The 23,922-nt window shown below is 45.3% G+C and carries 19 protein-coding genes; 2 read left to right on the forward strand and 17 right to left on the reverse strand.

Annotated features, from left to right (window positions below; all coding sequences use genetic code 11):
- Window positions 1-33: 33 nt before the first annotated feature.
- Entirely contained in the window at window positions 34-378 is a 345-nt protein-coding gene (locus FJQ58_RS16120; protein ID WP_162341511.1) for a ribosomal protein L7/L12, read from the forward strand.
- A 338-nt stretch (window positions 379-716) separates the two neighbouring features.
- Window positions 717-1,331: a carbohydrate-binding family 9-like protein gene (locus FJQ58_RS16125; RefSeq protein ID WP_139995209.1), complete on the forward strand. Its 615-nt coding sequence runs from the start codon at window positions 717-719 to the stop codon at window positions 1,329-1,331.
- 101 nt (window positions 1,332-1,432) lie between these two features.
- Here FJQ58_RS16125 and FJQ58_RS16130 read toward each other — a convergent pair whose 3' ends face one another.
- The 17 genes from FJQ58_RS16130 to FJQ58_RS16210 all read right to left on the reverse strand — a co-directional run bounded on the left by FJQ58_RS16130 (window position 1,433) and on the right by FJQ58_RS16210 (window position 23,876).
- Entirely contained in the window at window positions 1,433-2,356 is a 924-nt protein-coding gene (locus FJQ58_RS16130) for an alpha/beta hydrolase (RefSeq protein ID WP_139995211.1), read from the reverse strand.
- Between the two features lie 95 nt (window positions 2,357-2,451).
- Window positions 2,452-3,021: an SF0329 family protein gene (locus FJQ58_RS16135; protein WP_139995213.1), complete on the reverse strand. Its 570-nt coding sequence runs from the start codon at window positions 3,019-3,021 to the stop codon at window positions 2,452-2,454.
- A 203-nt stretch (window positions 3,022-3,224) separates the two neighbouring features.
- Window positions 3,225-4,268, reverse strand: a complete 1,044-nt coding sequence (locus tag FJQ58_RS16140; RefSeq protein WP_139995215.1) for an SGNH/GDSL hydrolase family protein — start codon at window positions 4,266-4,268, stop codon at window positions 3,225-3,227.
- Between the two features lie 62 nt (window positions 4,269-4,330).
- Window positions 4,331-6,565 carry an alpha-L-rhamnosidase gene (locus FJQ58_RS16145; protein WP_139995217.1) on the reverse strand — a complete coding sequence of 745 codons (2,235 nt, stop codon included), beginning with the start codon at window positions 6,563-6,565 and terminating at the stop codon, window positions 4,331-4,333.
- A gap of 53 nt (window positions 6,566-6,618) precedes the next feature.
- Entirely contained in the window at window positions 6,619-9,240 is a 2,622-nt protein-coding gene (locus tag FJQ58_RS16150; RefSeq protein WP_139995219.1) for a cohesin domain-containing protein, read from the reverse strand.
- 192 nt (window positions 9,241-9,432) lie between these two features.
- Window positions 9,433-10,512 (reverse strand): alpha/beta hydrolase family protein, encoded by a 1,080-nt coding sequence (locus FJQ58_RS16155; protein ID WP_162341512.1) that lies wholly within the window; start codon window positions 10,510-10,512, stop codon window positions 9,433-9,435.
- An 8-nt stretch (window positions 10,513-10,520) separates the two neighbouring features.
- A complete protein-coding gene (locus FJQ58_RS16160) occupies window positions 10,521-12,263 on the reverse strand; it encodes a glycoside hydrolase family protein (protein WP_139995223.1) in 1,743 nt (580 codons plus the stop codon).
- Window positions 12,264-12,407: 144 nt separating this feature from the next.
- On the reverse strand, window positions 12,408-14,429 hold the full coding sequence (locus FJQ58_RS16165) for a hypothetical protein (RefSeq protein ID WP_139995225.1): 2,022 nt from the start codon (window positions 14,427-14,429) through the stop codon (window positions 12,408-12,410).
- A 33-nt stretch (window positions 14,430-14,462) separates the two neighbouring features.
- Window positions 14,463-15,344: a carbohydrate ABC transporter permease gene (locus tag FJQ58_RS16170; protein WP_139995227.1), complete on the reverse strand. Its 882-nt coding sequence runs from the start codon at window positions 15,342-15,344 to the stop codon at window positions 14,463-14,465.
- A 50-nt stretch (window positions 15,345-15,394) separates the two neighbouring features.
- Window positions 15,395-16,294, reverse strand: a complete 900-nt coding sequence (locus FJQ58_RS16175; RefSeq protein WP_139995229.1) for an ABC transporter permease — start codon at window positions 16,292-16,294, stop codon at window positions 15,395-15,397.
- Window positions 16,294-16,671, reverse strand: a complete 378-nt coding sequence (locus tag FJQ58_RS16180; RefSeq protein ID WP_139995231.1) for a sensory rhodopsin transducer — start codon at window positions 16,669-16,671, stop codon at window positions 16,294-16,296. Before FJQ58_RS16180 ends, FJQ58_RS16175 begins: the two co-directional genes overlap by 1 nt.
- Before the next feature lie 10 nt (window positions 16,672-16,681).
- Entirely contained in the window at window positions 16,682-17,878 is a 1,197-nt protein-coding gene (locus FJQ58_RS16185) for a M24 family metallopeptidase (protein WP_162341513.1), read from the reverse strand.
- 46 nt (window positions 17,879-17,924) lie between these two features.
- A complete protein-coding gene (locus FJQ58_RS16190) occupies window positions 17,925-19,409 on the reverse strand; it encodes a hypothetical protein (protein WP_139995235.1) in 1,485 nt (494 codons plus the stop codon).
- A gap of 27 nt (window positions 19,410-19,436) precedes the next feature.
- On the reverse strand, window positions 19,437-20,264 hold the full coding sequence (locus tag FJQ58_RS16195) for an amidohydrolase family protein (RefSeq protein ID WP_139995237.1): 828 nt from the start codon (window positions 20,262-20,264) through the stop codon (window positions 19,437-19,439).
- Window positions 20,261-21,046 carry an amidohydrolase family protein gene (locus FJQ58_RS16200; protein ID WP_139995239.1) on the reverse strand — a complete coding sequence of 262 codons (786 nt, stop codon included), beginning with the start codon at window positions 21,044-21,046 and terminating at the stop codon, window positions 20,261-20,263. The genes FJQ58_RS16195 and FJQ58_RS16200 overlap by 4 nt, the downstream gene beginning before the upstream one ends.
- 16 nt (window positions 21,047-21,062) lie before the next feature.
- Window positions 21,063-22,109 (reverse strand): phosphotriesterase family protein, encoded by a 1,047-nt coding sequence (locus FJQ58_RS16205; protein WP_139995241.1) that lies wholly within the window; start codon window positions 22,107-22,109, stop codon window positions 21,063-21,065.
- 81 nt (window positions 22,110-22,190) lie between these two features.
- A complete protein-coding gene (locus FJQ58_RS16210; RefSeq protein ID WP_162341514.1) occupies window positions 22,191-23,876 on the reverse strand; it encodes an extracellular solute-binding protein in 1,686 nt (561 codons plus the stop codon).
- Between the last annotated feature and the right edge of the window lie 46 nt (window positions 23,877-23,922).

Here is a 23,922-nt window from a genome sequence, read left to right on the forward strand (position 1 = left end):
AATGAATTATCCTATGGAAAGAGGCGATTTCAAATGGAAACCGTAGAAATCCTTGCACTCAGCGCACTCGTCCTGTCTCTCTTGCTGCTGCTGAAAGTGTTCAGCCTGCAGAGGCAGCTCAATGAAATAAAATTCGAACTACAGTCCCCGCACCTTCGGAGGGATAAATCCGAATTTTCCAAGCCCCTTCATCAAACCTCACCCTCTTCACCGGATTTGGCCCGTGTCAGCCCTCAAGCAAACATTGACGACAGATTACGTATGCTGATTGCATCCAGCAAAAGGATTCAAGCCATCAAGGAGTTCAGGGAAGTAAGCGGTTCAGGCCTCAAAGAAGCGAAAGATTATGTAGATCACTTAGAGCGGAGCGACTATTGAACCGCCGAATGTAAAAAGTGCCTCTTTCCGTAAGGAAAAAGGCATTTTTGTGATAACCTTCTATAATGAAAGCAATTATAATTAAAGATACTAAACTGCACCGAGTTTCGCTATTATAAAATCTTCTTATTAATAAATTCACAATTAAAAACACGGGGTATTCCAGTCAAAATACACCATTTTGGCAATGAACAAAAACAGGCCTCCACTCGTCTAAAAACGTAGGAAGCCTATACAATCTAAAACTTATGCGTAGGCAGTGAATCGCTTCTATGATAAGCTTTCATCAACATCTTCGATCTGAATAGATCAACCATATTTAATAGGAGTGATTTAAAGTGACCCACCAAAAAGCGCTTGTCGGCTTTGGGAGCATAGCTGACGCTATTTCGATTCAACACTATCAATGGACGCAGGCTCAGCAGTTTCCTGAGGTCCATATTTTTCTGTCTTATACGAAGGAAGCATTTCAGCTAAGCTTCCATGTATACGAGGAAAATCCGCTCATACGCTACACACGTCAGAATGAACCGGTATACCAGGACAGCTGCGTAGAATTTTTTATTCAACCCACGCCGGATCGAGACGCACGTTACCTCAATCTGGAAATGAATGCTGCCGGTACATTACTCGTTGGACTTGGCAAAGACCGTCTTGATCGCTTATACATTGAACCAGAGGATCATCCGCCGCTGCATATCCGAACCGAGATTAATCGGATTGACGAAACAAATGGAAAAATATTTTGGTCCGCCGAGCTGAGAATTCCGATGGATTGGCTTTCTGCCTTATTTCCCGGTTTCGCCCCTGTCACCGGATCAACACTGCGTGGCAACTTCTACAAATGCGGTGACGAGACCGCTTCTCCTCACTACGGAAGCTGGTCCAAAGTAAACTCGAACGTGCCCGACTTTCACCGCAGCGAGGATTTTGGTTGGCTTACTCTAGCCTAAACTTCGTCTAGGCTCTGTCCTGACTCTTAAAAAATAACCACGTCTACAGTGACGTGGTTATTTCCAGATATAGCAAGAGGCTGCACAGCATTGATTTCCCCTTATTGTCCACTTTTATTGTTCCCGGCATAAAACCGTAGATAATTGTCCATTTGAGATGACCAATATTTGTTGTTATGGCCCCCGCTGCTGATATGGTTTTCATACGTGGCCTTAACCATATCCAACTGCTCGAGCAAGGCAATATTTCCTTCAATGATATGCTTATGGTCCTTATCCCCATGGTCCAGATAAATGCTCAAACCGCTAAGATCTGTCGTAGAGGCAAGCATAACCGGATCGACTTCGCTCTGAGCTTGTCCGCCTTCGTATAGCCAGGATAAATAGTCCGGCGTGTCCTTCCATACGGCTGCGCTGTGCCCTCCTACTTTGCTGAATAAATCTGGATAGGTAAATGCCAGGTGGAATGCAGCGTAACCGCCCATCGAAATGCCGCCGATATAACGGCCTTCGCTGCCCGCAACGGTACTGTAATTAGTATCGATGATTGGGATTAAATCCTCAATTAAATAGTCCTCGTACATCCCCAGCCGATATTCGTTTTTCTCAGCCAATACCGATGAAGAATTGATGCCATAGCTGTTGTCATATTCAGGAGCTACGATGATCAGAGGCTCAATTTCGCCTGATTGGATAAGCTTGTCCGCCCGCTTGTTAATATTAAGGCCATTCGAGAAAAAGGTATTTTCGTTGCCGTTTTTGCCATGCAGCGCATAGAGTACGGGGAATTTCCGCTCCTTGCTATAGCCTTTTGGCACATAGACGTTAACCTTCATTTGCTTGCCTAGGGCTGTGCTGTCCACGACCAAATATTGCGTGATCGATGATGCTGATGCTGCAGCGGCGACGGCTTCGCTCAATTCGCTATCTGCCGCAATCTCTGTTCTCTCTGCTTGCTTGGTGCTACAGCCTGCGAGCAATACGATAGCTATCATCAGAAGCATAATACTTTTTTTGCCATTCAATTCCGATCACTCCAACTCTGCTGTTCGTCTATTTATAAATTAATTATATTCCCCAAACAGCAGCGTTTTCCTTTATTTGTATCCTATTACAATACTTATAGCGTGCTGCGCCGTAATTCATAAAAATACTGCACCATTGGATGCTTTAGCTTCATCTTCTCAGCCATGCTTAAAATTCGCTTTTTGCCAACTCTTCTGTCCACTAAAGCTAGAATATTCAATAAGATATCACTACTCTCTAGGCTTTGTTCTATAGGAGCGGATAAAAAATGATTGGCTACCACGATAAAATTTGATTTGCTTAATGCTGATTGTGCTGACAAAAGCTCTTTTGCATATTCAGCTATTTTTCTGCCTCTTGCTATAACAATTAGACGATCCTCCGGAACGACTCCCTTGGTATCTTTTCTAACCGTTTCTATTTCTTCCTCATTGATAGGAATTTGGATATTGGCATCATTTTTTATTTCCAGCTCCGTCTGATACCATCGGATTGAAGTCGTTGCATCACTCATATTGAATACGTTCTTTTTATCTACTGCAATATAACAAAGACCTGATTTATCAGGTAAGTAACGGTAGCTGGTTGAACGGTATTCGACCCTTCCGTATAACGCAGGGCAAAGAAAGCTCTCCAGATTTTGCTTTAATTTACTCCAGGACATGTATCCTCCTATATGCTAAATAATAATATGCCTATTGAGGCAGTCATTCTATTATCTATCATACAATAATGAACACATCGATCATACTAAATAAAAGCAAGCTTATGTTCACATAATAAAAACCTCTGCCGCTATGGGAAGAGGTTTTTAGCCTACATGTTATCAAATAGATTAACTTCTAAAGTCATCACTAGCAATTAACATTATTCATTGAACATCTTTGCAAACGCCGTAAAATAAATAAAATGCCCATAATCATTGGGATGATTAATATTGTTTAAAAGCAGGCTTTCCGGCGTTTTCCCCGCTGCTAGCTCCTGTTTCCATACCAATTGAACGTCGGCCACGGTAAGGTGATATTGTTTGCTTAGCTGATGGATCACATCCGAATACCTGTCTATGGCAACACTGGTATGGCGCCACAGCGGATTTGGCATGCAAGGCGTAACCAGCACGATATCGGTATCACCATTCGATCTGATTGTTTCAATCATATGGCGAAGATTGTACCCAAAGTCCTCGGGCAGGACGCCAACCCCGTGTTCATACAGGTTCTGATCGTTCATCCCATATCCAATGGAGACAAGATCCGGCTGAAAAGGAAGGACATCGCTCTCCACTCTTGCCGCCCCGCCCTCACTCGTTTCGCCGCCTATCGCTTTATTAATGATGCGGATGCTGCTCCCTGGATACAATTCGCACATATAATCGGCAAAACGCCGGTAATAGGCGAAACATTCCTGGCTTGCTTCTCCACCCGTGCTGATACTATCTCCGTAGACGACATAGACTACTTCTTCGCCGGATTGAAGCTTGGCCGCAACTATCGGAAGGAGCGTCGATAGTTGGCTGCCCTCCTGTTGTGCATAAGAATCAGCTGTTTCAGCTTCTGATGCATAATCATATTCTGCATACACCGTATAAGCACGATTACTGGAGTCTCCATACGCTGTATGGTCAAAATGAACGACGCCATACATCGGATGGAGAGACCAATCCGCTATGCGACTGTTTGCCGTCCTCCGAATCGCTGCTTTCGTATAATCGACCGTATAATCCGTGCCTTCGATATACTCAATCAAGTCTGCTTTATCCCTGTCCGCATCACTAAACACTCGTACCCGAGATCCTGGCATTGGCCGTCTTCTTAAAGGTAGCTCCTCATCCTTCACGAGAACAAAAGCTTCGATTTGTGTTCTATTTCTCCAGTCAAGGACTGCCCCTGAAATAGCTTTCTCTGCAGGCACCGCTTGTTCACCCCCTCTTTTCAACACGTATCTGTCCAAAGCAACGTTACACGTCCGTTTATTTACAAGACGAAATCAAGCTCCCCGGACTCCAGCTTCATAAGAACATCTTGTCCTTGCAGGCGGAACTCCAGCCGAGCGTCTATCCCAGCAGGAATCGCTGTCTTAAAGCGAATACTGCCATTGCTGCCCTTTTCCCATCTAGCGTACAAATGGCCCTGAACCGTCCAGACTGTCGCCTCTGCAAAGGTTAGCGTATCAGGAAAATAGGGACGTATAACAGCTTTGCTAAAACCAGGAGCATCAGAACGAATACCCACTACATATTGCTGCAATAGCCTTGCCGGATATCCGTTCCATGCGTGTGAGTGGCTCTCCATATCTTCCCACCCTTCCCACATTGTCATCGCCCCTTGCTCGATCATATAGCCCCAGCCCGGGTATTCCCTGCGGTCCAATAAAGCGAAGGCTTCTTTCTCACGGTTATTCTCAAACAGCATCTGCAGCAGCGGCAGCGACAGCACAGTGCGGCACTCCCATTCCTTTTCTGCCACATAAGCAATGGCTTTCGCTCGATCTTCTTCGCGAATCGCATCCGCATACAGGGCAATCGCAGTAACTCCTTGATGTGTGTTTTCAGAATTTGAGCTGTCCCTAAATGCGCCGCGTTCGCTATGAAACAGATGCTTATACATCTTTTCGTTTAACGAATGAGTCTGTTCCGCATATTTTTTATGGTCCTCGTGCTCGCCTAATAAACCCGCAATATCCGCGGCGATTCTGATTGCTTGCAGCAGCTTGATTTGCTGAACGGCAAGAAAGTCCCCAGCATGCTCCACAGAAGGATACGGCCAATCGCTAATATGCCAGCCTTTATCCAGAGGAACGAGGCCAGTTGCCTCATCAAGCTTGCTGATGAAGTAATCAATCATCCGGCACAGTGGTTTGTAATACGATTCGAGCAGCGAGAGGTCTCCCGAAGCAGCGTATACCTTCCATAGCAGTGTCGCATAGTGCAAATCCCATTCAGGGATTTGAATATTAAAATCCGGATGCCCGTACGTGGATGGAGCATTGAAAGGGAAAGTGCCGTCTGGCAGCTGAGAATCGGCGAAATCGCTTAGCGTCTTCTCTAATACAGAGAGCGCGTTGAAATTATAGAGCAAGGTTTCTGCCTGCAAATCCGTGTCCGCGATATATTGCGCTTGTTCACGGTGGGGACAATCGACCAATTGCCCGAGCGTATTATTTTTCTGCGTCCGGATGCAAGCATCATAGAGCTCATTTAAATGCTCATCGGAACAACGAAAGCTTCCCCTATATTCGATAGCGGTATGCGCCAAGCAGACGGTAAGCTCATTTGCCGACTCGATCGATATCGGATATCCGGTTACTTCAACGTATCGGAATGCTTTGTAAGAGAAATGAGGCTGCCATGTCTCTACCTTATCGCCTCTCATCGTATATTGGTCGTAATAGTGCTCCGATTTCTCGTTCGTGACGTTATGGTCCACTCTGCCCCCAGCGTCCAGATTCTCAGAATACCGGAGGCGAATCGTCACGCCTTCTATTCCTTTTAACTTAAGCTTAGGCCAACCAGAGACGATTCTTCCAACATCAAATACTTGAGGAAACTCATCCAACCCCTCCATTCCCTCATGAAGGTCCAGCTTCGTTAATGCAATCTCCTCATCAACGATCCCCTCAGGAATAGTCTGTAGAACCATAAGCCAGTCTTCACGACCGATTTTCGCCTTTTTTGCCTTGGCTGTTTTCATGCTGTGGTTCCCGTTTGCGTAACGCCAAGTCTCGTCCCAGACTCTAGCGTCATAGTCTTCGATAGCTGAAATCCTACGGTTTTGTTGGTAGGGAGCGCCTACACGATGCGGCATTTCAACTAATGTGTCCCAGCTTGTGTCGGACTTGATGACCATTGTCTTTCCGTTTATGCTTGATAGATGAAGCTCCAAGCGAAATCCCGGCAGGCCATTGACAACATTTTGTCCCTCGCCTCCCAAATAATGCGCATCAGCCGTAATACAGTTCGTCCCTATGGCTAATAGATTACTGACATCATATTCGGTATAAAATTTCTTCTTCCACGGATCCGTAGGCGCAGGGGTGCCATATCCGCCGACCCTCTCTCCGTTCAAATAGACCTGAACATAATGATGCGCAGATACGTACAGACGGGCGGAATCCCATTTCGTATTCGCATTAAACAATTTGCGAAAATAGGAGTAATCATTTTTTCTCACGCGCTGCGAACGCCAGATCCATTCCGATGTCCACTCCATATGCTTCAACTCCTCGTGCTGCCTTATCTAGGCTTCTCAATTAAATTTTTTCGCTAATTGGATGACTCTGTTATTTTCTTAGAGAGAGCCAACATATCTTGTAAATCGACGATCCCATCATGATTGAGATCTGCCCTTCGAGCTTGCTCCCAGTCTAGACTGTTCGCATGTTTTCCAAAATGATAGGACATGATGCCCAAGTCACCGACAGATACTACTCCATCCTGATTCAAATCGCCTTCATTTGCTATAAAGACGCTGATAGTTGAAACAGCAGCTTGGCTTTCGTTACCCTGAGCATCCCCAAGGACAGCACTCGTAATCGATATCGTACCCGACGCTGGTTGGGTTATGTTTTTGGCTTTGAAAGTCATTTCAACCATATCCGAATCGCCTGTCACTGCATTCCCAGCACCCTCGCTAGCGATTACGAAATGAAGCTGCCCTGTCGGAGCTTTCACAGTTCTCAGCAAGCTAACACCCGTCTTGATGGACTTTGCGGATACGAACTCCATAACCGAAGAATCATAAGACAGCTTGATATCCTGCGCATAGATGCTTTCAGAAGCGCCTCTTAGACCGAAATTGACGGTGAATTTCTTGCCTGGCTGGGCTGAGCTTCCACCCGTTAACGACGTCTGAAGGGTGGAAGCAATATGGACGGTCACCGTTGCAACATTAGAATCCTTTGCCCCATTATTTATTTTGAACGTAAACGTATCCGTTCCGCTTGCTCCTTGGCTCGGGGTGTAGGTGAAAGCGCCAGTAGCTGCGTTTGTGACTGCAGCAGCACCTTTGGTACCATTCGCAACAATACTGTAAGTCAGTGTGTCACCGGATTGGCCGCTTCCGGCTAATAACCCGTTTACTGCCGTATTAGCCAGAGCAGCAATGATAAGGTCATTCGCTACCAGTTCACTCTCCGCAGCATCCAGTGCGTAAAGCCTCCCCTCTCCCGGTGCAAAGCTAGCAGATAATGTCCCTGTTCCAGCATCATAAGTCGTTGCCACTTCCAAGCCGGTCGTCTTGGACACTTCTTTGACAGAATCCGGAAGCGTACTTAACGTGAAGGATTGCGAATAGGCATTGTCCAGATCTTTATTAACGATCATAACGAATTCTCTTCCGTCCTCATTCTCAAAGCGTGATACGATCATCGGCATCACGGGCTCGGCCGTGGATGGCTGCCAGAAATAAGTCGAAGGCAGCGCTGTTGCAAAGGGTGGTACGCCACCCGTGTGATACACCTCTTTGGAGGTAAGCGACAGAAGAGCTGATCCAAGATTCAGTACTTCTCCATTCACATTTTTTGCATACTCATACGTATCATTTTTTGTGCCATCCGGTAAAATTAATCCATTATCCATGCCAGCCGGTGTATGGTACGTAAAATAGACATACCCTTTAGCCCCGTAGGCCAATGTTGAATAAACCTGAAATCTTAATTGGCTCTCGCTTGGTTCTACCATATTAAAATAATCATAAGACATGGCTTGAATGTAAGCCCACAGATCGGTGCCGTTTAGCAATGACTGCTTGCGAAAATATTCCAACGATTGATAATAAGGCTTCTCATCGAACCCTGTAGATAAATAAGGATACGAGTCAAACGAAATCATGTCAGGGTCGGTAGCTAACCAGCCGTTAACATAATTTTCGTAACCTCCGTTTACGGGATCATTGGTACCGCTAAAATAATGCTGGCAATCGTCGCATATTCCGTATAAATTCGTATACACCATATGATCCGGATCGATAGCCTTTATTTTATCCGACACCGACTTTAGCTTAGGAAAAACGTCACCAAACGGTTCATCGACCAAGTTATAGCCAAGCAAAGCAGGATTGGATTTGTAATGATTCACAAAGGTCTCAATATATTCGTCGCTTAAATCGTTTGTAGGTGAGAAAGCGCTCCAATTCCCTCCGCCTGCTCTAGGCAGCGTCATTTGGAAATAAAGATCGTTGGTTAATGGGGATCCATTCGAATAGGCTTGTCCTCCGGCATACGTATCCGTATCACTCGTTAAGAAGGGGCCTAGATTTGACGTACTGTTTGTAGTTAACTCCAAATAGTAGCTTGTGTTTGAGGTGACCGTTGCGCCATTGATGACAAACTCGGGGTAATTCGTCACGATTGGTCCTGTAAGCGTTGAGCTGCCAATCAGCGTTGTTTTATCAGGGCCGTTATAAATACTGACCGTAGCTGTAGTTCCTGCCGGCCACACTCCGCTTTTCTTAAATGAAAGCTTCCAGATGGCCATTTCGTCTTGTGCAGGCGTTGTAAAGGATTGCCCTATGGAATGAGTAGTGCTAATAAACAATTCATCACCGTCATCATTGTTTTGAGATACCCATTCTGATCGGTACCAACGGATTCCCGTATCGGTAACCAAATATTTCAAATCGTTTGCCGCGGCCTTCTCCAAAGCCCAATCCGTTGTGGCAGGTGTCGTATTTAAGTTGCTAGCCACGATAAAGTTAGCATTCATCGCGCGGATATCTGCAAAAGAAGCATCGGTGACATCTGGCGGAGGAGGCTCTACGAAAATACCGATCGGAAACTCTCCCGACACCGTAGGCGTCGGATTGGGGTTGGCATACACAGAGGAATTGAATAATAATCCAATCATCATTATAGACACGAGCAATCCAAGCATTGTTTTTCTTAACATCACTTTTCACCTCATCCTACAAAATTGTATTCAACTTACGTTTCGGCACTGCGTTTACAACGCTTCCCCCTCAAATCCCTCCTCTACTTTCCATCAAAACCTGCACTGGTGAGCGGTTACAAGAAGATTATAAATCGTCTGTTTATTCGATACTATTTGCTAATTTTGCTTTTATTGACATCTGTTGCGTTCTTAAAAGGCAAAGAGTGATCGACAGAAAAAATCAATCCCATCCTCTGACGAGTCCAGCTCGTGCCCTCCTTCGAAGGCCTTGGCAGAAAATCGCTCACATAGGTTTAGTTGCTTATAAAGGCTCGCTACTTTATCGATTTCTGGCTGGGCATGCTCGTAAAGGAACGTTTCGTCCCGTTTCCCTACTTCTAAATGCAGATAACGAGGGGCGATAAGCGCACAAATTTCCGCATCCAAAAACCGATTGCCCGCGTTAAACCAAGTAAAGTCCGGCCAATCCGCAACAAAGCGATTATTAATGAAGCAAGAGGAATATGCCGCTTTTATTCTCGTATCGAGTGCGGCTGTGAACATCGTATAAAACCCGCCATACGACAAACCGATCATCCCAACCTTGGAATGATCGATGTCGGGCCTTGATATTAAATAATCAATGGCCCTTTGTATTTTATAGATTTCAACAGCAGCCATAGAGCTTCCAACATGCTTTAATTGCTTGTCATATTGGTGTCGATGATATTCAGGACCATAAGCATCTGGGTTCCATAGCAATAATTGAGGAGCAAATACCGCAATGCCGCGCTTTAACACTCTTCGTGTCATATCGTTATAATTGTTGTCTCCATAGAACCCTGAGCATAACTCCGGCGTCCCCCAGCCCCCATGTTGAGAAATAACAAGCGGATGCGGCCCTTCCTTATTCGGAATGAACAAGACCCCGTACGTCGTTAAACCGAATCCAGCCTCTACTTCTACCCTGTAAATGCTGCCTAGCTTATCCTCGGCAATGTAACTTACAGTGGCTGCGGGTGACGATTCGGAATTAGAGCGTGATTGGCTCTCGCCATCCATATCCAGCGGCCATCCCAGCATACCTCTGACCTGCTCCCGCATTTGAGAAGCATCCTTCTCAAATGCGGGAACACTCGTCGTATCCAGGCGGAAGAAAGACAATCTCTTCTCCTCTGCAGCTTGGCGCCTACTCATAATCAACTCATCAAATTCTCTTTTTTGCTTCTCGCGGTAACGATTGCCGACAGATGGCGCCTCGGTGTACAAGTTATTCTTTGGCTTGTTCATCCCCATCTTCAGCCTTCTATTTCAAAGAGCTTACCTTCTCCTGGCAGGAAGCTAACCGTTAATGTACCGGTTTTAGGCTCATACGCTGCCGGTACTTCTTCCCCCGACAATTTGTTCACTTCTTTAATCGCTTTCGGCCTATCCGATAGCAAATACGTATAGCTGTGCTCGTGTTCCAAATCTTTATTGACGATCATAACAAACGTTTTGCCGGCCTCATTTTCGAAATAAGAGATGATCATCGATGCATCAGCTTCAGCGCTTGAAGGCTGCAAGAAAAAGTCAGATGGCAAAGCCTCCGTGGATGGGGGCAAATTACCGGTATGATATACCGCTAAGGAAGTAAGCGAGAGAAGGGTTGATCCCAGATTCAACACTTCTTCGTTTATCTTTTTCGCATATTCATACGTATCGTTCTTCGAACCATCCGGCAAAATGAGTCCATCATGCATAGCTTCAAGTCCCGGTCCAGTATCCGTCGCATAAGAAAAGTACACATATCCCTTGACACCGTAGGCTAAAGAAGAATAAACCTGAAATCTCATTTGATTTTCATTTGGCTTTAAGATGAAGAAAGTATCATAAGCGACCGATTGAATATAAACCCACAAATCCTTGTCATATAATAAACATTGTTTACGCAAAAACTCTAATGTCTGATAGTGGACCTTCTCGTCCACACCGCTCGACAAATACGGATAATAGTCATAAGAGAGCATATCCGGGTTGGTCGCCAGCCAGTCATTAATATAGTCCTCATATCCCATGGGACGACCGTTTTCCAAGGCATAATAGTGAAGCCCATTCTCGTTTAAAGCATAATGGTTCGTGTAAATTAATCGAGTAGGATCTAATGCCTTTATCCGATCCGATGTCTCTTTCATAGCTGGGTACAGTTCAGCGAAAGGCTCATCAATTAGGTTATAGCCAAGCACAGCTGGATGGTCCTTATAATGCTCGACCAGCTTACGGATATAATCATCCGATGGCCTGCCCGTTGGTGAAAAAGCCGAAACGGTACCGCCGTGAGGCGTTTTTAATGTAATTTGAAAATAGAGATCATTGCATAGCGGCTTGCCATTCGCAAAGGCATTGCCTCCAGCGCTGGCATCGGTTTCACTAGTTAAAAAAGGTCCCAGCTCTTCCCTACTGTCCGTTGTCAATTCCAAATAATAGGCCGTATTGGCAGCAAGCGAATAATACTTGGTATGGGCTTGTGGAGGAAACTCGCTTAGTACAAATTCAGGATAATCGCTCTCGAACGGGCCTTTAAGCTCTGATTTTACAATAAGCGATTCTTTGCTAGGAGCAGTGTAGATGCTTAAGGTTAGGGCTGCCTCTTCCGGCCAACCTCCAGGTTTCTTAAAGGAAAGAATCATAACATTTAATTCATCAACTTCAGGCGTTGTAAAGGTCTGACCAATGGAGCTGTCATTTCGAAGATACAGCCCCTGTCCCTTATCATCATTTTGGGATAGCCATTCTGACTGAATCCAGCGAATTCCCGTGTCCGTCACGAGTATTTTCAGATCATGAGCTGCCGCTTTCTCCAATGCCCAGTCTGTCGTCGCTGGCGTCGTCAATAAATTAGTCGCTACGATGAAGTTCGTATTCATAGCCCTAATGTCCGCGTAGGAAGCATCGGACGTATCAGACGGAGCAGGGTTAACGAATATCCCAATAGGAAATTCACCGGAAACGGTTAAAGATGGCCTTTTTGCTTTTTGAGCTGCTTTTGTTTGCCTACTCAATGTTATTCTACCTCCTCGGTTTCTATCGACTATTCGAAAATAAAGCCTTTAAAGCTTACTTCTTTGGATTCGCCAGTGAATGCTTCCAAACGATATAAACCTAGCTCCAACTCACCGATGATCGTTTCTGCTCCTGTCTTTGCATCAAAAATCAACTTCCACTACGACCATTCCTCTGCCCGGAACATATAATTTAAAGTTGGAACCGTCCGGAAATACAGGTATGCCCGGAAAATCGGTCAATACGCTGACCTTCGCAACCGGACGGCCGACATCGAGATGTGCCGACTTATAGTTCAAATGCAAATTTTGGATCAGAATCCGCCATTTGCCCGCGTTGATCTCCAGCGTCGTCGTCCGAATATATTGTTCATTTCTAATCATCAAAGGCGCATCCGAGCAGTTTATCATAGCTTGAACGCATCCATTTAAGAAGTCATCAGGCACAGGACTAAAATACAGAGGATCTACCCAAGACCCTGGATCAACTACATGGGTCAAATCTTCGCACTCATTGTCCATGGCATTGCTTTCTTTCGTTTGAACGATGGTGTGAATCACGGTCCCATTCGCCTCACGCGCCATACAAAACAGCTCATCTGGCGCTGCCTTTACATTCATGCCGATACCTGCAAAAGCTTGCGCTATCCGCTCCGTCATATGGCCAACCAGAGTAGATGAACCATTTCGGTAGGCAAGCACTTGCTGTAACGCCTGATCTGGCAGCAAATGCAGATCGGTTACACAAATCGCGCCGCTTGTATGCTGCAAATCCTTCACATTCACCATCGTGTGCAGCGGAGCCCCACGGTCAATGAATGCCATCAGATATTTAAAAGCAGGCCAGTTCCTTGTTGCCGGATAGCGTTCTAACGAAGGATACAGCGCTTCATCCGCCCATACAAAGCTGGTTCCGATGATCCGCTCAGGCTGCCCCTCATAACCTAGGTTCCAGCGATTCATTATCCATTCCCAGCCGCTTACGCTTATTCCATCGCCGAGACATGCAACAAACCCTGAAGTACAGCGATGTACTCCTTGTTGGTCTTTCATAAATAGATTCGAAAAGGAGTAAATATCTCTCTCCAAGAGAGTCGGCGCGTGGCTAATGGCATCCCACTGCTCATTCGTATCCTGTATGGCGTTTAAACAGATCAGCTTCATATCCGGCACATGAGCTTTGATCGTCATGATCATGGCCTTAAATTCTGTCCCCGGTTCGTACTCAATCTCTCCAGCACCGGCAGACATCGAGGCGGCTACCGATTCTATAACAAATGCATCTACGCCGGAAGCTGCGAGCAGCTTGTAGTCCACGCCATATCGATGCAAGGCTTCGAACGGATCTCTGGTCCAGACTGAATTAAGAACGGCTTTTTTGCCTTCCTTGCGCAGTGCCGGCATAATCTTCTGCCAAAGCTCGCCCCATCGGTTGGCACAGAAGTTAATCCATTCCATTCGTTTGTGGGTCCAGATCCAATCGCCCCGTTTCTCCATTTCTAGCGGTTCACCGTCACAAATGAGCTTGAGGCTCTCTGCCAATTCCACTCCGCTAAATCTTGTAAACTGCTCGACCATATCATCCGAGTAATCTGCTTCGGCAATTGTAAGGCGGGGACTTGTGTAACCGTCCGCTCCATGATACCCATCAAAGTTATAATCACGCATGACCGTCACCAAGTCAGCAACAAATAGATCCTCATAATAGGAGCCGTCTTTCATTCGCTTCAGCGGGTTAATGACCGGGAAGGCTTCGCCCGTCTTCCTCATCTCATAAAGCTCTGGATGCTTGGAGCACCATTCACTTGTTTTGTCTTGGCCATTGTCCTGAAAGTGAAACAAATTGAAAAAGCTGCAATATACGTCAATCCTATGCTTTTGCAGTTCTTCAACCAATCCGCGAAGCTGGTAATTGGTCCATTCCTGCCGATTGTGATGCTTGCCATAGGGGCGCGCGGCGTAGGAGCATATTTCAATTGGCAGCGTATGCTCCTTCTCCATCCCTTTATGGGCATGCACAAAATCGGGGGTGAACAACAGCAATGAAATACCATCTGGAATAAACGCGGCATTTTTCAAATATGCACTAACCCCATAATCGCTTTCTCTATTATCGAAACCAATCAATTCTATCCATATCCATCGATCATAATTTACAGCATTCATCCTGTTCTCCCCCTATAAGCTCCTATGCTCCTATTATCCCTTCACGCTTCCAACCACGATTCCTTTGACGAAATACTTCTGCAAGAACGGGTAAACAATCAGAATCGGAAGTGCACCTAAGAAAATTTGTGCCGCCCGTGTCGTACGCTCTGATATTTCCAACGTGCCATTTAAGTTGTTAATATCCATTTTCATTGGATTGCTGTTAATCACCATCAATTGCAGGTAAGTAGATAAGGGATACTTATCTGGGAAGTTCATGTAAATCAATCCATCGAACCAGGCATTCCAATGGCCGACCAATGTAAATAGCGAAATGGTGGCAATGACAGGCATCGACATCGGTACATACATCTTTATTAATACATTCCAATGTCCTGCTCCATCTATAAAGGCGGATTCTTCAATTTCTTTAGGCAATCCACGGAAAAAGTTGAGCAGCAAAATAATGTTGAATACACCGACAGCACCCGGAATAATCAAGGCCCAGATCGTATCAAGCAAGCCCGTTTCGCTAACGATGATATAGGTCGGAATAAGGCCACCGCCGAACAGAATGGTGAATACAAAGAACCAAGCATAATAAGTGCGAGCCCGAAACTCCTTCACTTCCTTGGATAAAGGATAGGCGCACAGAAGCGCCAATAAAATATTAACTGTATAACCAATAGCAACCCGCATCAACGTAATGCTGAAAGAGTTAATAAACTCTTTTTTCTGCAAAATATATTGATACGAATCCAAACTGAAATCCACTGGAAAAAGCTTTACCAAACCGGCGGATGCCGCTGGACTGGAGCTAAAGGAAATAGATAGCACTTGAATCAAAGGAAGCAAGCAAAGCAGAGAAAGCGACACCAAAAAAATGTAATTGAAAATAACAAATATTTTCCTGCTCAAGGACGCATGATGCATCGGCTGCACTCCTTTCTACAAAACTCAACACATGAATCTGCTTTATCATTTTAGAAAATACGGTAATTGGCCAAACGGTAGGCTAGAACATAGGAGACCGTGATGAGCACGAGCGAAACGACCGATTTAAACAGACCAATAGCGGTCGCTACTCCGAACTGGGCATCTACAAGACCTATCCGATAAATTAACGTATCCAAAATATCTCCACTCTGATAGACGGATGGGCCATATAAATTAAATACTTGATCGAATCCGGCATTCAAAACGCTGCCCAAGCTTAAGGTTGCCAGCAAAATAATGATCGGCACCATGCCTGGCAGCGTAATATGCCAGGTCTGCCTCATATGATTGGCGCCATCAACAATAGCCGCTTCATATAGGGAAGGATTAATGCCTGTAATCGCTGCTAAATAGACAATCGTGCTAAACCCAAATTCTTTCCAAACATCAGAAATAATGAGAATGGAAGGAAACCATTGATTGTTTCCAAGAAAAAAGATAGGTTCGATGCCAAAAGCTTGAAGCACTTGATTTACAATCCCTTCGGAAGGAGACAATATATCAACAAGAATGGCTCCAAGAATGACCCATGACAAAAAATGGGGCAAATAAATCAACGTTTGAATCCCTCGTTTAATGAAGGCTCGTTTCATTTCGTTTAATAATAAAGCAACAACGATCGGAACCATTTGTCCTGCGATAATTTTCATGGTTGCGATATAAAACGTATTCTTCAGCACCTGCCAGAAATCAGGCATCTGCAGCACGTAACGGAAATTATCGAAGCCCACCCATTTCGAACCGAACAAACCCTGTATCGGAATAAATTTTTGGAATGCAAAGGCAATGCCCGCCATCGGAAAATAACTATAAATCAATAGAAGAATAACGCCTGGGATCAACATAAGATGCAGCGGAATTTCGCGTTTGAGTTTTGAATTCTTCATCATTCCGAGTATCCGATCATGCCGATATAGGCAAGATTGGGCTGTGCGATATCCATTCTCCCGTATTGGATAATGACATCCACATCACTCTTAAACCGCAATGAATACTGTAATTGCCGGTCTAGCGCGATTCCTCCGATTTCATCCGGATGGTCCATTCGAATACATTTCACTCTTCTTGCCGCTGCAACTAGCCGAATATCGCGGTCCGGCTCCCTATCCTCATAAAAGATATCCATGAAAATTTCCGCATCTGTATCGTGGCAATTTAGAATCATAATGGCTTCATGCCCTTCAAGCGAATCATGATCAATTTTGCCTTTGTAAGGTAAATATCCATCGATGACATACCAATTTTTCGCGCCCTCTTTACCCATACGCTCCTCCTTAATTAACCGAAATCGTCGCTGTTTCGATCCAAGTCTTGCTCAAATGCCTGACTAGCTTCGACATCGATTCATAGCCATTTTCCGTTACAATCAAGCTTTCCTCGACTCGGTTTGAACCGTATGGGTGTCCGAACAAACTGACATCCGTATTGACCGTCATTCCGATCTCGAAGAGTGCTGCAGATTTATCATCAGGGTAAGGAGACTCTGCTTCTGCTAGCCCACAGCCATGCAGCGGCGGGTAAAGGTCATATGGGGTCACCTGTTTGGATTCAAAATAATCTTTCACTGATTTGACGAGATCACTTTGCTTTCCCCCTGGCACGAGATTGGATAAAGCAATATTCTCAGCCTCCACAAGCAGCGTGATGAACTGCTGCTGCCCGCTGCTCATTTGTCCTGCCACGAAAGGAAACCCTACCGTTGCGACATAGCCTTCATATTGAACAGCAATCGCAGCCATAATCATATCCCCGTCCTGAATAACCTTGCGAGTCGGCCTTCCGATGATCGTATTCACCCGTTCGCCGCTGGTCAGAACGATGAACGGCACGAACTCTGCGCCTGCCTTCATACATTCGCCATACGCATAGGCAGACAGTTCAAGCTCGGTCATGCCTGGTTTAACATTCTCGATCATCAGCTTGTAGCCTTCGTCAGCGATTCTAGCCGCTTCCTTTAAACAAGCAATTTCGTCTGTAGACTTCGTCATTCTTAAATGGAACAGAAGATCGCCAGCGTCTATCCATTCCACGCCGTCCAGACTTCCCTTAATTGCACGCAGCAGCGGTTCAGGCATGGCATCTAATCCAGCAATGCCAATCCGCTTTAACGAATTGTTCGCGTTCACTTCTGCGAAGATTTCTTTCAAGCTCGTGTAATTGGCTTGCGGGTATTCAATCTCATCCGGCACGGTTACGCAATTGAACTGGGAAAGAAGCCGTACGTCAGGCCACGAGGTCATTTCTCGGCACAACAGCTCCCCTTCCGGTGCTGCCAGCACAATGGGCTGTCCGCTCAGCGGAACAATGACCGCCCCTCTCTCAAACAATGGCCAATAGTTACTCAAATAGCGCAAATTTTCTTTTCTATATTCATCCCCGTAAACCAGGCACGCCCCCATTCCTTGCTCTGCCATCAATACCTTTAATTTCTCTACCCTAGCTATAAACTCTGAAGACTGAATTTGTATCATTGCTTTCAACTCTCCCATCACATTCGATTTGCCAAGTCAACTGGCTTTAATAAATCACTTTCCGGATTCCCATAAAATCAGCAACATAGGATAGCTCTTCCGTCAAATCCCCATAACCAATGATGCAATGATGTGCGAATCCCTCTTTAATCAACGATGCAAGAAACGGCTTAATTGGCGTACCAAATTGAATGACAGCCGTAATTTCCTCGCAAGGAATGTTCTTCTCAATGTGCAAAGCTTGGCCCTTAACAATGAGCATCTTATACCCTTCGGCATCAATAATGAGATGGCTGATCGTCACTTCACCCGGCTTCAACGTATACTCAAATCCGAAGCCGGCTCCCTGCAAGCCCCATTGTTCAGGAGAGCGATTGACCTTTACCGTACTTCTGTCTGTCGCATATTCCGTATTCGCATACCCATGGTGGACCATAAGCAGGGCATTAAGCTCCTCGTCATATTCGCCCCACTCCGCATAGGCGGGCACCTTGCCGCTCAGCATGTTCATTAACGTCATTATAATGAGGCCATGAACGTCACCCTCTGTGTTAACGACCCATTTTCCTTCTTCATGCATCATGGTGTTCGCTAGGTACGAGGTGGTGCCTGTCTTCTGCTCCACGTAATGCTGGCCAAGCAGCGTTAACGCATCCAGCCTGAAGCGCTCCAGGGTGTTTTTGAGAGCAACATAAAATTTTGAGGATTTATAAATGTCGTCCTCGTTCAATCCAACGATATTAAATCTATTTTTCGTCTGTTCTATAATCGTTTCAATTTCCGCGTCCTCCGCTTTGCTAAACTGCTCCAGAAGATGATCGACCTGAATCGAGATAATGTTCGGCCCAAGCGTGCCTTTGATCATCGTCTTGTCGAATTCAAAATCATACATTCCTCTGAAAACATGCCCGATGACGCCTATGTTTGTCGTTTTGAGGCTTAAATAAGCTTTGTATGCACGAATGTATTTCGTCATTTCTTCGAAAGCAGCATGATCGTTGATCGATCCCACAACTACCTTTAAATCGGGGTACCAGCCCATCTTTCTAAACGTGGCCGCCAACTGTAAATTCGCAATCAAAGCGCTATTTCTCAGAATATTCTCATAATTCGTGTCGAGGTTAATCTTGTTATGATGCTGCGTATTAAATAAAACAACGGGCACGTGACGAACATGCTCTAAAGCTTGGATCGCCATATAATCGGGACAATAAGTGCCTGCCACATAGACAATGAGATCGACTTGCTGGCTTGCCAGCTCTTTACCCGCAGCCTCTGCGGCATCTAAGGTGTCAATAAGTCCCGGCCAGATGACTTCATCCAGATCAAGATTGTTACGGAGATGGTTATAGACGCAGGTCATATCCGCCGTAACATTAGCCTTTAATGTTTCCGGGAACATTCTCCAATACTCGAAAAATCCTAAGGTGATCAAACCCACTTTCAGTTTTTTGCTAGCAACTCTCGTTGTTAACAAATCTCCGAACAAGTTGCCCTTTGCGGTTTCAAACGATTCTATTATTTCAGACATTTCCTATCCTGTCCTCTCTGTTAACTATCATTTTAAATTTCGTGCCTTATGGAGCAGACGCACTGCGTTATGGTGAATAATATGACTGATTTCCTCATCGCTAATGCCTGAGAATAGTACGCTTCCCAGCATATAGTTCGGGTCGTACCAAGGAAAATCCGTTCCGAAAACGACCTTCTCCGAAGTCGCCTCATGCACCATTTTGCCGATCATGCCATTAAGTCGTCCTGTATCGCAAAGTTCCAAATAAACATTCGGCTGAGTCCGCGCTAGCTCAATCCCATAATCCGTTTCTCCGGGAGCGGAATGACCAAGCAGGAACGTAATATTCTCGTATTTTCGCGCAAGCTCTCCTATCATTTGTGGCGGATTGTAAGGGCTGTGTCCCCATGTATGGGATAATAGGAGCAGGCCGCGATCATTGGCAAATTCATAAATTTTACGGAACTTCTCGCCAGTAAGCGGATATTTGTGATAATCAGGCAGGAGCTTAATCCCTACATAACCTTTCACACGGTCGAATTCAGCCAGATCCTGATCTAGGTTATGATCGTAATGCGGGTTCACCACGTAATAACCGTAGATCCTATCCGGGTATTTCTCCATCGCAGGCTTTATCTCTGAATTTCCCTCTAAAGGATCGAATAGCGCGCTGTGCGGTGCTGATATAATCCATTCAATGTTTTCCCTATCCATCGTCCGAATCATGGATTCCAAGCTGGCTTCCGGCAAATATGTGCCATAGAAAGGCCCCATATGCGTGTGCATATCGATGAATGGGAGGCTGGACAGCCTTCCCGTTTCAACAAACTCTTTAGCTAATTTCGATTGATTAGTCATTTTCGATATACTCATCGTGTCACCTCACCTAGTAATCTCTCGAGGTTTTTGTATGCGATGTTCTCCATTTGATCCTTCGTTATACCGGAGCCAATTAAAGCAGCCAGCGGTCCGCCTATGGCGTTGCTTGGAAAGTTCGAGCCGAAGAGGATGCGCTCCGATCCAAACTTGCTGCAGATGTCCTTAATCTCCCCGGCTGTTTGCATATCGCCGCTCTCGATATACAGGTTTTTATAGGTTTGAAATAGCGGATACGTCAGCCTAGCATGACTCCATAAACCATAATTATGAAGAATAACCGTCAAGGTCGGATACTCCTTCATCAGGCTGTAGATACTATGCCAGCCTTCGCTCGGAGTCAGATACAACGGAATTTTAGCTGCCGCAATTTCCCCAATGAGATCACCCATAACTACACCATTAAGCAAATAACGATTCCTTTCCGGATAAGCTCTTAACAGCTGTACTCCATTGGCCTTCATCGCAGGAAACAAATGCTTGGGCGCATACTGACTTTCAGTAATTGGCGGCAGTATCGTCCACGTTGGGAGCAGCCTGTCTGGCGCTTTGTTCGTCTCAGCCAGAACCGCACGGTTCCCATAATCGGGGTCAACATCAGCCATCGTGTTATGGCTAACTACCGCGCTATCGATTCCACAGAAATCAAGCTCTTGAAGCAGCTCCTCGGCGTCACGAGCCTGCTTTACCTTCTCCCTAACGATAAAATTTTCATGGTTGACGATCTCATAATTGACGGTCTTATATCCTACAGCACAGCTGCAATCGATAATTTTCATCATTTACCACTCCCTGTTAGTCTCTTCCGTCATCCAAGAAAGCTGCTGGATTGCCTACCATTAGGGTTTGGATTTGTTCATCTGTTATGCCCTCATCCTGCATCATCGGGATAATGTTGGTAATCACATGATCGAATCCCCAGCCTCCATAGTGGTGGATGCATGTTTTTAGGCAGACATCATTGGACAGCAATATTTTGGAGAGAAAGCCGTAATCAATTAATTCCTTGATTGCTCTTACCCTCTCTATATCTCTGGCAAAAAGGCCTTTCAGAACGCTCTTATGTCTTCTATCCGCATAAAACTCCTTTCCGAAATTGTCGAATTCAATATAAACCCCTTTATTCAGCAAATCTTTCATATAATCCATTTTCAGATCGACATCAATATGGTTAATACATATTTTCTCTGCAGATGCACCGTGTTCTGTTAGGATCTTCACGACCTCGTAACCATTCGTTGCCCATAGATCCGTATGCACATGGAGGCCAAGACCCGTTTCCTGTTGGGCTGTCGCCGCTGCGATCAGCGTCTTTTTTTCATTCGGATAAATGATTTCGCTTGTTCCGATCTCGCCAATGACACCTGCTTTAATTTCGGTGCCATCGATGCCGTATTTAATTTCTCGGAGTATTTCTTCCGCAATGGCATCAATCGTTTTATCATCCATATCAGGAGGATGAGAGGCATTAATATAGTAGCCGCAGCCCGCTATGATATGGATATCAAGCGCCCTGGATAACCGAGCCAGTAAGATGGGGTCTCTGCCAATATCACGAAGAGTGAGATCGACAAATGTTTTCCCTCCGGCTTTCTTAAACTCATGGAGCTCCCATTCCATGATTTTCTCGTCATCCAATACCGCGTTATCCAACACCGCATAAGGATTTCTTTGGAGCTTGCCGAGATTGCTTAAGCTTACTTTCTCTTGCGAGAGCACCTTGCCCGATATCGTATGCGGAGCTGGCACCAGATCTCTTAGATCAATAAAAGCGTGCTCATGGGGCAGCACCAGTCCGAGACTGTCCGCCCGCACCTTCCCTGTCACTGTCATCACGGACATTTCAAACACTTCCTTGTCTTAGTCGCTTACTAGGAAAACAGGTGTTACCAGATAACATCTGTTTTCCCGGTCAGCTTTGTTTTATTTGCTTGCTTTCCATTTGGCTACTTCTGCCGTTATGGCATCGCCGCCAAGATTTTTCCAATTTGTTACGAACTCGTCAAAAGCGTCAATGGATGATTCACCCATAATAATTTTAGTGAAGGTTTCCAACTCCATTTTTTCCAAGGTTGATCCTTTTTCCACCAACGTCGGTGTAGGTCCCGCAATATATTTCGTCATAAGAAACCCATTGCTTTGGTGGTAGTCATGCAGCAGCTTTTGAGCATCAAAGATTCTCGCATACATCCACCCTTCACTGTCGCCTGCTTCCCATTTTTTTAGGCTATCATAGAAAATTTTCTGTCCGGATGCCTTAGGATCGAGCAGTGTTTCGTCATTCTTCTCTAACGCACTTGATACCCTCGTATACATATCCAGATTTTGAGTAGGATTAGAGCCTGTGACTAGAGCATAGACCCACTTCGCAATATCACCATCTTGATTGATTGCAGTAAGCGGATATTTTGTCTTATCCCAGTCGTTGTGGAAAGCATTCAGCATCTTAATTAGAGCCTCAGGGTGCTCCATCCCTTTTCTCACAACAAAATATTTGCCAATAGGAAACACCAATTGTGGTTTTGCTTGTTGATCGTCTATGGAAGGAAGCGCAAATGGCATCCAGTCCATCTCGGCATCCAATTTCTTGCCTTCGACAAAATAACTATTCGCGTACATTACGCCAAAAAACATTCCGAGTTTGCCGGCATTGCCTGCTTGAATTAATTTTTCTATATCCTTTACGCCAAATTCACGGTCAATCCATCCTGCTTTGTACATTTCCTGAAGCTTGGCTAATGCCACCTGCATTTCCGGTTGGATGCTTCCGTAAACATATTCACCAGCTTCATTCTCAACCCAGATTTGCGGATTAGCATGATAGCCATTGAAGAAACCATGTAGTCCAAAAACGGCGTCATACAAAAGTTTGTCTAAACCTAGGCCATAGGTATCGTCTTTCTTATTTCCGTCGGGATCCTGTTTGGCGAACGCTTCCGCAATCTTAAATACATCGTCCATCGTCTTTGGTTCAGGCAGGTTCAATTTCTTTAACCAATCCGTACGTATCCAGAGCAGCGGAGCATTATCATTCGCTCCGGGATTCACAGGGATACCTAGCAGTTTTCCGCCAAATGACGCAGAATCAAGGCCTAATCCGCCATCTTTACTCAATAATTCTTTCGTTAGCGGCGTGCCGTAGTTCTCCAATGCCTCTGTTAAATCGGCTAGTTGATCCGCTTCAACCAATTGGTTAAACTGCGTGCCGTCAACTGGCATAATGTCAGGAAGCTTTCCAGAAGCCATCGTAACATTAAACTTTTGGTTATATTGCGTTGGGTCAGCGACCCATAAATATTTTAGTTTAATGCCAAACTCATCAAAGTAGAGTTGATTCCAAGCGTTTTTATCAATAGAATCCCCTTCGGCGAATTTAGTCGTTGAGTCCAGCATTCTTACTGCCGTCACTTCAATTGGCGGATCAATCTTCCCAAGCGGGTCGTAGCTGACAGCCGTTTCCTCGGGTGAGCTTGTTTCCGTCTTACTCGTTGGGGCACTTGACCCTTCTGGTTCTTTCCCTTCATTATTTTTTGTGCTGCAAGCCGAGACAAAGACCATCGTGAAAACCAATACGGACAACAGGATACTTTTAGCGGCCTTACCCTTCATATTTTGTCCCCCTATATCAATTAGTTCTTGCATAATTATCATAAAA

Origin of the sequence: Paenibacillus paridis (assembly GCF_006345825.1) — a bacterium.
GTDB lineage: Bacteria > Bacillota > Bacilli > Paenibacillales > Paenibacillaceae > Pristimantibacillus > Pristimantibacillus paridis.